Consider the following 14,563-nt stretch of genomic DNA (forward strand, 5'->3'; position numbering starts at 1 on the left):
CCGTCGGATGAGTGACGAGGACCAGCTCACGGCCCCGCGGCCGCGGCCCCGCAAGTGGCTGCGGGCCTCCGTCGCCGTGGCCGTCGCGGGCGCCCTGGGCGTGGGCGGGTACTGGGTGTACGACACGGCGTTCGTACGGTGTGCCGACGGAGTGCGCGAACAGGGGCCGCAGGACGAGTGCGTGGGCGTCACCGACGGCTCGTACGTGTTCGACGCCGCGCTGCGGGACATCTCCCGGCAGATCCTCGCCGAGAACCGGCGGGTGGCGCGGTCCGGCAAGCCCTGGGTGTCGGTGGCCTACCTCCAGCCGATGACGCCGGGCACCGGCGACCGGGGGCGCGACAGCATACGCCGGGAGCTGGAGGGGGCCTACCTGGCCCAGCTCGAACTGAACGACCCGCGGCGCGGCGGACGCGGCGATTCGCCGCAGGTCAAGCTGCTGCTGGCGAACAGCGGTGCCGGCTCCGCGCAGTGGAAGCCGCTGGTGGACCAGCTCAAGGAGATGAAGGACGGGGATCAGCACCTGGTCGCCGTGGCGGGCCTCGGGCAGAGCCGCCGGACCACCCAGCAGGCGATCGACGCCCTGCGGGAGGCCAGGATCCCCATGATGGGTTCGACCGTGACCGCCGACGCCATCAACCGGCCGGGGCAGACCGGCTTCTGGCGGGTGGCGGCGACCAACTCCGACCAGGCGTCGGCCGCGGTGCGCTACCTGCGTGCCCTGCAACAGCGCCCCGGGCAGCGGCGCCCGTACCGGGTGACGACCCTGAAGGACCGCAGCGAGCAGGACACCTACAGCACGTCCCTGCACCACAGTTTCGCCTCGGCCGCCGCGCGCCACGGGCTGAAGGTCACCGACCTCGGGCTGGCCTACAGTTCGGCCGACCCCGCCACCGCCAACGCCTTCTCCTCGCTCGCCGACCGGGTGTGCGCCGACCCGCCGGACGCCGTGTACTTCGCGGGCCGGGGGCGGGCGCTGCGCGTCTTCATCGAGGCGATGGCCGCCGCCGGCCGGCGCTGCCCGACCACGGTGGTCACCGGGGACGACGTGGTGGGTGTCTTCGACGTGCCGGAGAGTCACGAGGCGCGCCAGGCGTTCCGCAAGGTGTGGGAGCGCAGCCGGCTGACCGTCCACCACACCGTGCTGGCCCACCCCGACCAGTGGACGGACGCCTACCCCGGCGCCGACAACCCGCTGCCGCAGTTCCGCGACGCCTACCGGCAGGAGATCCGCCGTACGGACGCCGAACTCGCCGACGGGCAGGCCATGATGGGCCACGACACGGTGCTCACCCTGGGAGTGGCCATCCGCAACGGCGCGGGCCGGCAGGGCAGCGGCCCGGTCACCACCGGCAGCACCCGCCAGATGCTGCTCCAGATCGGCGGCAGCGAGCCGGTGTACGGGGTCAGCGGGCCGATCCGCTTCGACGACCACGGCGACCCGGAGGGCAAGCCGCTGGCGCTGGTGGAGCTGAAGCCGGACGGCTCGTACGCCTTCCGCAAGGTGGTGTGGCCGTGACGCCCCGCCTGCCCCGGCTTCCCGCCCGCCGCGCGGGGCCGTTCACGCCGTCCGTACGGTCCGCGGGGTGGGTGTCCTGGCGCGCAGGCTCGCGCCGAAGCGGCGCAGCAGCAGGACGGCGGTGGTGGCGAGGCCGGTGAGGAGGCCGAGCCAGATGCCGAGGGTGTGGAGCCCGGCGGCGTAGCCCAGGAGCCAGGCGGCGGGCAGACCGACGGCCCAGTATCCGATGAGGGTGATGCGGAAGCCGCTCGCGGTGTCGTCCAGGCCCCGCAGCAGGCCGACGCCGATGTTCTGGGCGCAGTCGAAGAACTGCAGGACCATGACGACGAGCAGCAGGTGGGTGGCGATGGAGACGGCTTCGGTGTCCCGGGTCCCGCCGGTGTCGAAGAACGGGCTGAGGACGAGCCGGGGCAGGGTGGCGTAGCCGAGCGCGACGACGGCCATGACGGCGCCCGCGCAGGCCAGTGCGGTGTTCTTGATGCGCAGCGCGGTGTCGGTACGGCCGAGGGCCAGCTCGCGGCTGACGTTGACGGACGCGGCGTGGGACAGGCCGACAGCGACCTGGAAGACGATGTAGACGAGCTGGTTGACGGCGGTGTGCGCGGCCAGGGCCGCGCTGCCGAACGAGCCGGCCATCAGGGCCGTGACGGAGAAGAATCCGGCCTCGGACCCGTAGGTCGCGGCAATGGGCACACCGAGCCGGACGATGCGGACGACCGCGGCGCGGTCGGCCCCGGCGATGTTCAGGCCGAGGTGGGGGCCGAGCACGGGGTCACGCTTCGCGGAGGCGTACAGCGCCGCGAAGGACAGGAAGTACACGAGCGTGGTGGCCACCCCGACGCCGGGCAGGCCCAGTTCGGGCAGCCCCCAGGTGCCGTGGATCAGTCCCCAGTTGAGCGCGGCGTTGACGGCGACGGATACGACGGTGATGCGCAGCAGCGCCTGCGGGCGCCGCATCCCCACGGTGAACTGGCGGACGGCCTGGAACCACAGGCACGGCAGCAGGCCCGGCGCGAGGGCGAGCAGCATCGTCCGCGCGCGCTCCACGACGTCCGCGTCCTGGCCGAGCCAGGTGAGTGCCTGGCCGATGAGCAGCATGAGGGCGGCGCCCGCCAGCCCGGCGAGGGTCGCCACGGCCAGGCCGGCGCGGAGGATCGTACGGATCTCGGCGTCCCCCTGCCGCGGGTCGGTGTCCGGTCGCTCCCGCGCCGTCTCCTCGCGCGCCGCGGCGGCGGCGATCCCGTTGCCGATGGAGGTCAGGAGGCCGACGCCCATGGTGCGCAGTTGGTTGAAGATGACGATGGCCAGCCCGCCCGCCGCCAGGTCGGCCGTGCCGAGCATCCCCATCATGACGGTGTCGGTGGTCGTCAGGGCGACCTGCGCGAGCTGGGTCAGGACGAGGGGGACGGCGAGGGCGGCCAGGGCGCGGCTGTCGCGGAGGAGCGTGGTCAACTGCATGGGCGGGGTCACATCCTGCGGAGTTTGGTGAGCGTTTCGTCGACTTCGCGTTCCAGGTCGCGGTCGAGGAGAGCGCGGGCGCGCATCCAGTCGTCGTCGAAGACGGTGTCCAGGTACTTCTCACCACCGTCGTTGACCAACGCGACCATGGTGGTGCCGGGCGGGGCGGCGGGGAGCCGGGCCAGGGCCTCGTGGACGACGCCGCCCGCGGAGCCGCCGATGAGCAGTCCGGTGGCGCGGGCGACGGCGCGGGCGGTGGCGAACGCCTCGGCGTCGCCGACCTTCACCCCCTCGTCGATCAGGGTGAAGTCGACGAGCGCGCCGATCTCGGCGCCCTCGGGCGTGCCGGTGCCGGACTGGTGGTAGCCGTGGGCGGGGCCGCCGAAGGCGATGGACCCTTTGGGTTCGACGCCGACCGTCCGGCATCCGGGGACGAGGGTGCGTAGTTCGCGGGTGGTGCCGCAGAGGGCGCCGCCGGTGCCCACCGCGCCGATCAGGACATCGATCCGCCCGTCGAGGGCCTGGTGGAGTTCGTGGGCGACGGGGAAGTAGCCGACGCCGTTGCTGGGGTTGTTGTGCTGTTCGGTGAAGACGGTGTTGTCCTGGCCGCGGGCCAGCTCCTCGGCCAGCTCCTCGCGGGCGGCGGTGGCCAGCTCGTCGGAGCCGTCGTCGACGGCGTGCACGAGTTCGGCGCCCAGGGCTTTCATGGCCCGCAGTTTGTCGGTGCAGGCGTGGTGGTCGACGACGGCGGTGAAGGTGTGGCCGCGTTCGGCGGCGATGACGGCCAGGCCCAGGCCGGTGTTGCCGGAGGTGGACTCGATGATGCGCCCGCCGGGCCGCAGGTCGCCGCGTGCCTCGGCGTCCAGGACCATCTGGCGGGCCATGCGGATCTTGGCGGTGCCGGTCGGGTTGAACATCTCCAGCTTGAGCAGCAGGCGGCTGCCCGTCTCGGTGCGGCACAGCTCGAACAGCGGGGTGCAGCCGATGAGGTCGGACAGGCGGGAGACCACGGCGGGGCGTGCGAGGGCCTCGTTCACGGGGCGGCTCCTGGGCAGGTAAGGCTGGTCACAGGGGTCGTACGAAGCCGGGCGGCGCGGGCCGGTGGCCGGCCTCAGCGGGCGGGGCGCCGGTCGAGGCGCCAGCGCGGCCGGTCGCCCAGCCGGTCCACGACGACCTTGGGCGGCAGCGGCAGGTCGTGGAACGGGGACTCGTTCGAATCCATCTGGTATCCGGCGGTGTTCGGGTAGACCAGCAGGTCACCGACGCGGGGCCGGGCGGGGAACGGGATCTTGCGCCAGGTGAGCAGGTCCGTCTCCAGGCAGGTGGCGCCGCCGACGCACGCGGGGTGCACGGCGTCCCCCCGTACCCGCCCGTCCGGGGTGACCAGGTACGGGTCGGGCAGATACTCGCTGTTGAACCACTGCTCGGAGAGGCTCAAGCTGGTGCCGTCGACCGTGAGGATCCGGTAGCCGTCGCGTTCCTTGACACCCTGGACGCGGAAGACGGACGCGCCGGCGCCGTCGAGCAGGGCCCGGCCGGGCTCCGCCATCAGGAGCGTGCCGGTCTCCCTGAGCCGGTCCGCCAGGCGGGTGCGGCCGCCCGCGGGGACGGTGTCGAGGACGGCGCGCAGGGCGTCGGCCCCGGCGACGGGCGAGTGGTACGGGTAGAAGCCGTCGGCGTCGAACGTCTTGTGCGCGTGGTAGTGGTCGGGGCGCTGCGCGGCGAGGAACGTCTGCCAGTGGCGCGCGCCGCTGTAGTCGACGGCGAAGCCGCCGCCGATGCTGATCCGGTCGGCCCGCAGGCCCAGTTCCCGCGCGCGCAGGCAATGGCCGACGAGTTCCCCGGCGAGGTCGGCGCGCGGCCGGACGGCGTATCCGGACAGGTGGAAGCTGAAGCCCTCCATCCGTACGGCGTCCCCGGCCCGTACGCACCGATCCAGCGCGGTGTCCAGCTCGGCTGCCGTCATCCCGAAGCGGCTGTGCGGCTGCCCGGGGGGCAGGCGGCGCAGCAGCAGGCGGGCCGGGCGGGCGGTACCGGTCAGGGCGAGGGTGACGAGCAGGTCGAGTTCGTCGAGGGCGTCGACGGCGACCAGGCAGCCCTGGAGGGCGGCCAGGCGCAGCAGCGCGTCGCTCTTGGCCGGTCCGGTGACGACGATGTGCTCGCCGCGTACGCCGTGTCCGAGGGCTTCGCGCAGCTCCGGGACGCTCGCGACGTCCACGCCCGCTCCGTGTGCGGCGCAGCGTTCCGCCCAGACGGCGGCCTTGTTGGCCTTCTTCGCGTAGTACACGCGCCCGGCCACCCCGGCGTCGTCGAGGGCGGTGCGGAAGGCGGTGAGGTTGGCGTCGAAGCGGTGCGGGAGCAGGAAGTGGAAGGGGCCGTCGAAGGCGTAGGACAGTTCGTGCGGCAGGCCGCTGTCCAGGACCCGGTCGGTGTCGGGGTCGAGGTGGGCGGGCAGCGTCGGTACGTCCACGGGGTGCGGGCCGGTCACCGCCACAGCGCCACCCGCGTTCCCAGCCCCTGGTCGAGGGCGAGTTGGGCGAAGCGGTGGCCGAGGGCGATGTCGGTGACGACCAGCCCGCTGTTGTAGGCGAAGACACGTTCCTGCGCGGTGCCGCGTCCGGTGGCGGTGCCGGCCAGGACGGCCGGGAACTCGGCGTCCACGGCGGGGAACCGGCCGGCTTCGTCGGCCATGTCGGTGCCGGTGACCTTCATCTGCGCCTCGCTGGTGGCCACGACCCGGTCGGCGCGGTGCAGGGTCGAGGGCGCCAGGCCGTGCCCCACGAGGACGGCCAGCGCGCCGGGTTTGAGCCAGTCGGCCTCGACGGCCGCCGTGGTGTGGCCGCCGGCGGTCGCCACGAGCACGTCGGCGTCGCCCGCCGCGGCCCGCAGGTCGGTGACGATCTCCACGTCCCGGTCCGGGAAGTGGGCCCGCAGCTCCGCGCGTACCGCCGCGATGCCCTCGGGGTGGGTGCCGGACAGCATCAGGCGCTCCAGGTCCGGCAGCGTCGTCAGCAGGAACGGGAGGGCCAGGCGGCCCTGGGTGCCGGTGCCGATGACCAGGGCACCGCGCGCGCCGGGCGGGGCGCACTCGCGGGCCAGCAGGGCGGAGGCGGCCGGGGTGCGCAGCGAGCCGACGCGGCCGCAGTCCATCAGCGCGACCGGCAGGCCGGTGACGTCGTCGTAGAGCGTCAGCGTCGTGTAGTAGTGCTGGTTCCCGCGGTCCCGGTCGAGGCCGTGCTTGTACGAGGTCTTGACGGCCACGATGTCGCGGGCGCCGTCCCGGCCGAGCATCGCGTACGCGACGGAGTGGCCGTCGGCGGGCTTGACGGTGAGTTTGCGCGGGTTGTCGGAGCCGCCGGTGGCGAGGGTGCGGTAGGCGCCTTCGACGGTGGCCACGACGTCGGACAGGGCGATGTGCAGGTCCGCCAGGTCGCTGGTGGCCAGGATGCGCAGGGACCGGTCGTCGGCGGCTATGGGACCGGTGTCGGCGGCCACGGTGCTGTCGGTCATGTCCGTCCTCGGGGAGATGCGGGCTGTCATGCGGCGTGGGCTTCGACGGCGGCCTGACCGTAACCGTGCTCGGACCGCTCGGCCAGGGGGCGTGTACGGCGCGCGGGGACACGGACGGAAGCACGCTTGAGCCAGCGGTCGGTGCCGTCGTAGCGGGCCTGGAAGGGCACCCGGCCGTGTACCACCAGGTCGTTGTCGACGACGAGCACCTCGCCCGGGGCGAGGCGCACGGCGCCCGAGACGCGGGCGAGTTCGTCCGACAGCCGTCCGTAGGCGGCCCGGTGGGCGGGGCTCGCGTCGTCGAGCGGTGTGTAGGCGGGGTCGAAGCGCAGGGTCGGGCCGTCGTCCGCCCGGAAGAGGGTGGGGACCGCGGGCGGCCGGCCGCCGTCGAAGGCACGGGCATCGGTGTACGCGGCGTCGGGCAGGATCGGCAGCAGGGGCCGGCTCAGCAGCTCGATGTCGGCCGCGTCGAGCCGTACGTGGCGGATGCTGGCCGCCGTGGTGGCGATGCGGTCGTGGTTGCGCATGCAGCTCAGCATGAGCAGGTGGGCGCGGCCGGGGTGGAAGGCGTCCTCGGTGTGCGGGCTGAGCAGCACGGTGCTGCTGGCGCCGGTCTGTTCGGTCTCGTGGCCGGGGGCCGGGACGATGTTGTGCACGAAGCGGCCGTCCTGCTGGCCTTCCCAGGCGATGGGGTTGCCCATGGCGGTGGCGAGCAGCAGCAGGACCACGTCGTGCACGGCGCCGCTGTCGCCGGCGGCGGCCCAGCCGGCGGGGGTGGGGCCCAGTTCGGCGTCGTCGACGTGCAGGCCGCGCAGCACGAACAGGCCGTCGTCGGTGTCGACCGGGCGCAGGTGGTGGCGGACCGTGCCGGGCAGTGCGGCGGCGGACTCCGCGACGTGGGCGAGGAGGTGCGGCGTGGCGGCGGGGGTGCCGGTCGCGGCGAGGATGTTCTCGGCGGTGCGGCGCAGGGTGGTGGCGTCGGCGGGGTCGAGCTGGCGGACGGGTGCGGCTCCCGTGGTCATGTCGAGGCAGTCCGTTCCGTTGGGGGTGGGGAATCGGGTCCGGTGCGACGCCGCGCGGACTAGGGCGCGGTGTGCTCGACGGCCCGGGGCAGGGGCGGCCTTGGCTGCCACCCGGGGTTCGGGGTCCAGCGGACAGTGACGACGCTACCCATCGAAGTTAGGTTAGGCAAACCTCACTTTGCTTTGTCGCACATGCCCGGCTTCACGCAACTCGCGCCCGTAAAAGCTCAGTTGGCACCGGCGCACAGGCGCACTCGACACCGAGCACCCTTGCGGGGGCGACTGTCCTTAGGGTAGGCAACCCTAAGTGACCGACCGAACAGAGCGAGGCAGCGTGAACTTCAACAGGCGGCAAGTGCTGTGGGCCGGCGGGGGCTTGGGCGCGGCCGCGCTGCTCGCGGCGTGCGGCGGCGGCAACGGCACGACACCCGCCGCCGGCGGCTCCCCGCGGCAGGGCGGCACCCTGCGCATCGGCGCCCTGGGCCGCCCCTCGGCGATCACCCGCGACCCGCACGGGACCCAGGGCAACGAGAGCGACTACCTCGTCATCGCCCTCGTGTACGACACGCTGACGGCGCCGGGCGACAAAAACAACACCGTCGGCCGCCTCGCCTCCGCCTTCACCCCCTCGAAGGACCTGAGGACCTGGCGCTTCACGATCGCCGAGGACGCCGCCTTCCACGACGGGGCCCCGGTCACCGCCGACGACGTGGTCTGGTCGCTGCGGCGCCTGCGCGGCACCCCGTCCGGGGCGGCCCGGCTGCCCGGCGTCGCGGCGGACCGCATCACCGCCGACGGAAAGCGCACCGTCGTCCTCGTCTCCGACTACGCCAACGCCGAACTCCCGCTGCTCACCCGGCTGTCGACGTTCATCCTCCAGAAGGACACCCCCGACCAGGAGATACCCCAGGCCCCGGGGACGGGCCCCTTCAAGCTGGACTGGTACCGCGGCGGCAACGCCCGGCTGCTGCGCAACACGCGCTGGCACGGCGGCGCGGTGCACCTCGACGCCATCGAGGTCACCATGTTCCAGAGCCCGCAGGCGATGGCGAACGCGATGCTGTCCGGCCAGATCGACGTGGCCTCCAACGTCGGCGCCGTGGCCGCCCGTACGGCCAGGGCTCGTCAGGACATCCGCGTCGTCCGGCGCCCCGACGACATGGCCATGCCCATCGTGATGCGCGCCTCCGACGGCCCGTTCGCCGACCCGCGGGTCCGCGAGGCGATGAAGCTGCTGGTGGACCGCGAAGCCATGGTCCGGCAGGTGCTGTCCGGGTACGGAACCGTCGCCAACGACATCCTCGGCACCGGCGATCCCGCGTACGCCAAGGACATCCCGCAGCGCAAGCGCGACCTGGCCGGGGCCAAGCGACTGCTGACCGACGCCCGGTTCGACTTCTCCCGTACGTACCAGCTCGTCACCACCGAGGACGTCGCCGGGCTCGCCGAGTCCGCCACCCTCTTCGCCTCCCAGGCCCGCGAGGCAGGCGTCAAGATCGAGGTCGTCAAACAGGAGTCCGGCGCCTTCTACCAGAAGACCTGGCTCAAGGGCGACTTCTACACCAACTACTGGGGCACCAACGACTCGGTGGTGTTCTTCGCCTCCAAGACCCTGACCACCGGGGCCGGGCAGAACGAGGCCGACTGGTCGGACCAGGCGTTCGACGCCGCGTACCGCAAGGTCATGGCCACCGCCGACCGCACCGCCCGTACCGCCGCCCTGCGCGACCTCCAGCGCATCGAGCACGACCGGTCCGGCTACCTGCTGTGGGGCATGGCGGACGGCATCGACCTGGCCGCGCCGAAGGTGCGCGGCCTGCCGAAACTGCCCGGCTACGGACGCGTCCAGCTCGAAAACGTCTGGCTCGCCCCGTGACGCGGACCGGTACCCGGCCCGCCGGGGCCACCGCCCGGCCGGTACCGGAGTCCGCCGCGCGGCGGGCCGGCGCCCTGGCCGCGCGGGCGGTGGCCCTCCTGGCCCAGCGCGTCCTGCTGCTGGTGGTGCTGCTCGCGCTGGTCTTCGCCGCGATCGAACTGCTGCCGGGCGACGCGGCCACGGCCACCTCGGAGCGGGGCGAGGGCGCGGCGGGCGTCGCCGCGCGCCGCCGGCTGCTCGGCCTGGACCGGCCGGTGTGGGAGCGCTTTTGGGACTGGATCACCGCGCTGCCCACCGGCGACCTCGGCACCTCGGCCCGCGGTGAGCGCGTCGGCGACCTGCTCGCGGCGCCGCTGCCCAACACCGTCCTGCTCGGCGGCACCGCCTTCGCCCTGACCGTCCTCGGCTCGCTGGCCCTGGGCGTCTGGGCCGCCGCCCGCCCGAAGGGGCCGGTGGACCGGGCCGTGGACCTCACCTCCACCGCCGCCTTCGCACTGCCCGAATTCGTGGTCGCCGTCGGCCTGTTGCTGGTGCTGTCGCTGTGGACCGGGTGGCTGCCCGCCGCCACCGTCACCGGCGCCGGCGGCGCCCCCGCCACCTGGTCCATGCTGGTGATGCCGGTGCTCGCCCTGACCGTTCCGCAGACCGGCTGGAACACCCGTATCGTCCGCGGCGCCCTCGCCGACCAGGCCGCCGCCCCGCACGTCGAGGCGGCCCGTCTGGACGGCCTGCCCGCCCGGCAGGTGCTGCTCCGGCACGCGCTGCCGGGCGCCTGGCCCGCCATCGCCACCGGCGTCGCCACGTCCACCGGCATGCTGCTCGGCGGCACGGTCGTCGTCGAGACGCTCTTCAACTACCCCGGCGTCGGCACGGTGCTGGCCGGGGCCGTCGCCGACCGGGACACGCCGGTCATCGCGGCCGTCGTCGCCTGCTCGGCCGCCCTGATCACCGTCGTCCTCCTGCTGGCCGACCTGGCACGCGCCCGCACCCTGGGAGCCCGCCCATGAGCACCGCCGCGATATCCGCCCGGCCCCGCGTCCGCCGTCTCCGGCCGCGGGCCCTGGCTCCCGTCGTCCCGGCCGTACTGCTCGTCCTGGTGGCCCTGGCGGGCCCGCTGCTCGCCGCGCACCCGGTCGACAAGCCGGTCACCGCCCCGTACGGCGAGGCGGGCGCGGGCGGCGCGCCGCTCGGCGGGGACCAGCTCGGCCGCGACGTGCTCAGTCGCCTCCTGAACGGCGGCAGCGCGCTGATCGGCAGCGCGCTCGTGGTGGCCGTCGTGGTCACCTTCCTGGCGGCCCTGCTCGGCTGCTTCGCCGTCCTCAGCCCGCGGCTGGGGCGGCTGGTCGAGCGCGCGGCGGACACCGCGATCCTCCTCCCGCCGGTACTGGGCATCATGCTGCTCGCCCTGGCCTGGCCGGGCGGCGGCCGCCTCGCGATCACCGTGGCGGCCGTCGTCCTGGGAACCCCGTACGCGGTACGGATCGTCGCCGGCGCGGCCGCGCCGGTCGCCGCCACCGGGTTCGTCGAAGCCGCCGTCGCGAGCGGCGAACGCCCGGGGTACCTGGCGCTGCGCGAGATCCTGCCCAATCTGCGCGCCACCGTCCTCGCCCTGTTCGGCCTGCGCTTCGTCGACGCGGTCTACGTCATCTCCATGGCCGGCTTCCTCCAGCTCGGCCCCCGCCCGCCGGAGGCCGACTGGGCCCTGATGATCCGGGAGAACGGCCCCGGCATCCTCCTCAACCCGTGGGCGGTGGTCGCGCCCGGCCTCGCCATCGGCCTGCTCGCGATCAGCGTCAACCTCGCCGCCGGCACCCTGGCACCCGCCACCGCACGCCGGGCCGCCCTGCAGTGAAGACTCCGGCTCCGCCCCCGGCCGCCCCACGCCCGCGCCCCCTCCCCCAGGACACCGCCTTGACCGACTCGCCGCCGACCGTCACCGTCACCGACCTGGAAATCGGCCTCGCCACCGGCCCCGTACTCCTGCGCCGCACCGGCCTCGCTCTGCGCGGCGGCCGGATCACCGCCCTCACCGGCCCGTCCGGCTCCGGCAAGACGACCCTGCTGCGCGCCGTGACCGGCGAGCTTCCGCAGGGCGCGCGCGTCACCTCCGGCAGCGTCGAGGTGCTCGGCCGGGACGTGCTCGCCCTCGCGCCCGGCGCGCTGCGCACCCTGCGCCGCCGGCACGTCGCCTACGTCGGCCAGGACCCGGGCTCCGCCCTCAACCCCCGGATGACGGCCCGCCGTCTGATCACCGAGCTGGCCGCCGATCCCTCGCCCGAGGCCGTGGCCCGGGTCATGGCCGAGTGCCGTCTGCCCGCGCCCCTCGCCCACCACCGGCCCGGTGCCCTGTCCGGCGGCCAGCAGCGCCGGCTCGCGCTGGCCCGCGCGCTGGCCCGGCGTCCCGACGTGCTGCTCCTGGACGAGCCCACCGCCGGCCTCGACGCCGGACTGCGCGACGACATCACCGCGCTCCTGCGCCGGCTCGCCGCCGACCACGGTCTCGCCGTCATCATGGCCAGCCACGATCCGCGCGCCGTCGAGACCTGCGCCGACTCGGTCGTGGCCCTGGCGGCCGGGACGGCTCCGTACGCCCGGGAGGCCGGGACGACGACTCCCGACGCACGGGAGACCGGGGCGGCTTCCCACTCCCACGCGCGGGAAGCCGCGACGGCTCCGTACGCGCCCGCCGCCGCGGCGCTCCCCGCCCAGGGCCGCCCACCGAGCCGGACCGCGGGCACCCCCGCACCGGCCGCGGGCACCCCCGCACCGGCCGGGGGCCCCTCCGCCGCCCCCGAAGGCCTGCACGCCGAGCACCTGCACGTCGCCTTCAGCCACCGGGGCCACACCCACCACGCGCTGGAGGGCGCCGGCCTCCACATCCCCGCCGGCTCCGCCACCGGCATCACCGGCCCTTCCGGCTGCGGCAAGACGACCCTGCTGCGGACGCTCGCCGGTCTTCAAGTCCCCCGGGCCGGAACGCTGACCTGGAACGGCCGGCCGCTGCCCGCGAACGCCCGTAAGCGCAGCCGCGACCAGCAGCGGCGCATCCAGTTCGTCCCGCAGAACCCCCTGGGTGCCCTCAACCCCTCCCGCACCGTAGGCGCGACGCTCACCCGCCCGCTCCGGCTCCACCGCGTCGTCACCCCGCCGGAGATGCCCGAACGGGTCGGCAGCCTCCTGGACGCCGTCGGTCTCCCCCGCGGCTTCGCCCACCGCTACCCCCACGAACTCTCCGGCGGCCAGCGCCAACGCGCCTCCATAGCCCGCGCCCTGGCCACCGAACCGGACCTCCTCCTGTGCGACGAGGTCACCTCCGCCCTCGACCCGGCGACCGCCACGGCGGTCCTGGACCTGCTCACCCGCCTGCGCGCCGAGCGCCGGCTCACGCTCGTCCTCGTCAGCCATGAACTCGACCTGGTCGCCGCCTACACCGACACGGTCCACCTCCTGCACGCCGGGCGGGTCGTCCGGCCCGCGGCCCGCCGCGAAGGCGCCACTTCGGCGTAGCCGCCCGGCCGGGCAGGGCTGTTCGGCCCGGTGAAAGGGCTGTCCGGCCCGTGCCGGAGCGCTCCCCCGGCAGCCGATCCTGGACCCATGGGGACCCCGGCCCGAGAGGCACCGGGCGCGGGGCCCGTCCGGTACGGCCGTGGGCGCCGTGCCGGTACCGCGCGGAAGCGGAGGTGGAGCGGTGAGGACGACGACCGGACGGCTCGGCGCGCTGCCGGCGGAACACCGTGAGCGGCTGATGGCGCGGGCCCGGGAGGTCTCCTTCCCGGCCGCGACACGGATCTTCGAGGAGGACCGCAAGGCCGACCGCTTCTGGATTCTGCGTACCGGAGCGGTCCAGCTCGACATGCGGGTGCCGGGCCGCCGGGCCGCGGTCGTCGAGACCCTGCACCCCGGCGACCTGCTGGGCTGGTCCTGGCTGTTCCCGCCGTACACCTGGCACCTGGGCGCGGAGACGCTGAGCCCCGTACGGGCCTGGGAGTTCGACGCGGAAGAGGTACGGGCGCTGTGCCACGCGGACCCCGCGCTCGGGCACGCGCTGGTGCTCCGGTACTCCGCGGTGATCGGGGACCGGCTGCGGTGTGCGCGCACCCGGCTGCTCGACCTCTACGGGCCGTACGGGAGCGGCGTGCGATGACCACCTGTGTCCGGGCTCCGGCCGGGCGCTCCGCGGCCCGGACACAGGTTTGCGCCGCCGGGGCCGGCGGATCCTCCTCACACCGCCGGCCCCGGCCTCCGGCGCGGTGGGCGGGTGTGTGGTGCACGGGCCCCTGATGCACAACCCTGGGGGGAGGAGCCCGCGCTGAAGGAGTCCGTGATGCAGGAGCCCGTGACGTCAGGGAGCAGCCCCCGCACCGTCGGCGACGTGATGACCCGCACCGTGATCAGTATCGGCCGCACCGCCCCGTTCAAGGAGATCGTCCGCACGATGGAGCAGTGGAAGGTCAGCGCCCTGCCCGTCGTCGAAGGGGAGGGGCGGGTGGTCGGTGTGGTGTCCGAGGCCGACTTGCTGCCCAAGGAGGAGTTCCGCGACCACACCCCCTCGCGCATCGAGCAGATGCGCGTACTGGACGCCCTGATCAAGTCCGGCGGTGTGACGGCCGACGAGCTGATGACGGCCCCCGCCGTCACCGTGCACGCGGACGCCGGCCTCGCGCAGGCCGCGCGCACCATGGCCTGGTACCGCATCAAACGGATGCCGGTGGTGGATGTCTTCGGCAGGCTCGAAGGGGTCGTCAGCCGCAGCGACCTGCTCAAGGTCTTCCTCCGCGAGGACGAGGACATCGCCGAGGAGGTCCGCCACACGGTCGTCGGCCAGCTCTTCGCCTCCCGACGGCAGCACCTCACCGTCGAGGTCTCCCAGGGCATCGTGACCCTCGCCGGCACCGTCACCGACACCTCCCTCATACCGGTGGCGGCCCGCCTGGCCCGGGCCGTCGAAGGGGTGGTCGACGTCGACATGCAGCTCAGGGGCGCCGACGGCCACCCCTGAGAGAGCGGGGCGGGCGGCGCGGGCCGCCCGCCCCATCCCCTCCGGTCAACCGCGCGACCGGCCCCCTCATCACTTCGCGGCGTGCCGCGCCCTCGTGCGCTTCGGATCTCGTGTACGCGTCGGTAATGCGGACGTAGGCCCGACGCGCGCGGAGGTGTGCTCCGCGCGGAGAGAGATCG

General features: G+C 74.3%; 12 protein-coding genes. 7 read left to right on the plus strand and 5 right to left on the minus strand.

The window, feature by feature from the left end:
• Positions 1–7: 7 nt before the first annotated feature.
• Positions 8–1,519, plus strand: coding sequence for an ABC transporter substrate-binding protein (locus ACH4EB_RS16595; RefSeq protein ID WP_398348209.1), 1,512 nt, complete (start codon positions 8–10; stop codon positions 1,517–1,519).
• A 42-nt stretch (positions 1,520–1,561) separates the two neighbouring features.
• On the opposite strand, the gene ACH4EB_RS16600 is transcribed toward ACH4EB_RS16595, so the two are convergent.
• The 5 genes from ACH4EB_RS16600 to ACH4EB_RS16620 all read right to left on the minus strand — a co-directional run bounded on the left by ACH4EB_RS16600 (position 1,562) and on the right by ACH4EB_RS16620 (position 7,509).
• Positions 1,562–2,977 carry an MATE family efflux transporter gene (locus tag ACH4EB_RS16600; protein ID WP_398348211.1) on the minus strand — a complete coding sequence of 472 codons (1,416 nt, stop codon included), beginning with the start codon at positions 2,975–2,977 and terminating at the stop codon, positions 1,562–1,564.
• 8 nt (positions 2,978–2,985) lie between these two features.
• Positions 2,986–4,014 (minus strand): cysteine synthase family protein, encoded by a 1,029-nt coding sequence (locus ACH4EB_RS16605; protein WP_398348212.1) that lies wholly within the window; start codon positions 4,012–4,014, stop codon positions 2,986–2,988.
• Between the two features lie 74 nt (positions 4,015–4,088).
• The gene (locus ACH4EB_RS16610; RefSeq protein WP_398348213.1) at positions 4,089–5,471 is read right to left on the minus strand and encodes a Y4yA family PLP-dependent enzyme; all 1,383 of its coding nucleotides are present in this window, start codon (positions 5,469–5,471) and stop codon (positions 4,089–4,091) included.
• Positions 5,462–6,487 (minus strand): ornithine cyclodeaminase family protein, encoded by a 1,026-nt coding sequence (locus ACH4EB_RS16615; RefSeq protein WP_398348214.1) that lies wholly within the window; start codon positions 6,485–6,487, stop codon positions 5,462–5,464. Before ACH4EB_RS16615 ends, ACH4EB_RS16610 begins: the two co-directional genes overlap by 10 nt.
• A gap of 26 nt (positions 6,488–6,513) precedes the next feature.
• On the minus strand, positions 6,514–7,509 hold the full coding sequence (locus ACH4EB_RS16620) for a TauD/TfdA family dioxygenase (RefSeq protein WP_398348215.1): 996 nt from the start codon (positions 7,507–7,509) through the stop codon (positions 6,514–6,516).
• Between the two features lie 334 nt (positions 7,510–7,843).
• On the opposite strand from ACH4EB_RS16620, the gene ACH4EB_RS16625 reads away from it, so the two are divergent.
• The 6 genes from ACH4EB_RS16625 (at position 7,844) to ACH4EB_RS16650 (ending at position 14,384) form a co-directional block, all read left to right on the plus strand.
• The gene (locus tag ACH4EB_RS16625; RefSeq protein ID WP_398348216.1) at positions 7,844–9,385 is read left to right on the plus strand and encodes an ABC transporter substrate-binding protein; all 1,542 of its coding nucleotides are present in this window, start codon (positions 7,844–7,846) and stop codon (positions 9,383–9,385) included.
• Positions 9,382–10,392 (plus strand): ABC transporter permease, encoded by a 1,011-nt coding sequence (locus tag ACH4EB_RS16630; protein ID WP_398348217.1) that lies wholly within the window; start codon positions 9,382–9,384, stop codon positions 10,390–10,392. Before ACH4EB_RS16625 ends, ACH4EB_RS16630 begins: the two co-directional genes overlap by 4 nt.
• A complete protein-coding gene (locus ACH4EB_RS16635) occupies positions 10,389–11,237 on the plus strand; it encodes an ABC transporter permease (protein ID WP_398348218.1) in 849 nt (282 codons plus the stop codon). Before ACH4EB_RS16630 ends, ACH4EB_RS16635 begins: the two co-directional genes overlap by 4 nt.
• Positions 11,238–11,296: 59 nt before the next feature.
• Positions 11,297–12,892 carry an ABC transporter ATP-binding protein gene (locus tag ACH4EB_RS16640; protein ID WP_398348219.1) on the plus strand — a complete coding sequence of 532 codons (1,596 nt, stop codon included), beginning with the start codon at positions 11,297–11,299 and terminating at the stop codon, positions 12,890–12,892.
• A gap of 238 nt (positions 12,893–13,130) precedes the next feature.
• The gene (locus tag ACH4EB_RS16645; protein WP_398348533.1) at positions 13,131–13,529 is read left to right on the plus strand and encodes a cyclic nucleotide-binding domain-containing protein; all 399 of its coding nucleotides are present in this window, start codon (positions 13,131–13,133) and stop codon (positions 13,527–13,529) included.
• Between the two features lie 180 nt (positions 13,530–13,709).
• Complete coding sequence (locus ACH4EB_RS16650; protein ID WP_398348221.1) at positions 13,710–14,384, plus strand: CBS domain-containing protein; 675 nt, start codon at positions 13,710–13,712, stop codon at positions 14,382–14,384.
• Positions 14,385–14,563: the final 179 nt, after the last annotated feature.

The sequence above is a fragment of the Streptomyces sp. NPDC018045 genome, assembly GCF_044327445.1.
GTDB lineage: Bacteria > Actinomycetota > Actinomycetes > Streptomycetales > Streptomycetaceae > Streptomyces.

Coding starts and splice junctions, on each gene's coding strand:
- ACH4EB_RS16595 (WP_398348209.1), top strand. CDS start 8: ATGAGTGACGAGGACCAGCTCACGGCCCCGCGGCCGCGGCCCCGCAAG.
- ACH4EB_RS16600 (WP_398348211.1), bottom strand. CDS start 2,977: ATGCAGTTGACCACGCTCCTCCGCGACAGCCGCGCCCTGGCCGCCCTC.
- ACH4EB_RS16615 (WP_398348214.1), bottom strand. CDS start 6,487: ATGACCGACAGCACCGTGGCCGCCGACACCGGTCCCATAGCCGCCGAC.
- ACH4EB_RS16620 (WP_398348215.1), bottom strand. CDS start 7,509: ATGACCACGGGAGCCGCACCCGTCCGCCAGCTCGACCCCGCCGACGCC.
- ACH4EB_RS16635 (WP_398348218.1), top strand. CDS start 10,389: ATGAGCACCGCCGCGATATCCGCCCGGCCCCGCGTCCGCCGTCTCCGG.
- ACH4EB_RS16645 (WP_398348533.1), top strand. CDS start 13,131: ATGGCGCGGGCCCGGGAGGTCTCCTTCCCGGCCGCGACACGGATCTTC.
- ACH4EB_RS16650 (WP_398348221.1), top strand. CDS start 13,710: ATGCAGGAGCCCGTGACGTCAGGGAGCAGCCCCCGCACCGTCGGCGAC.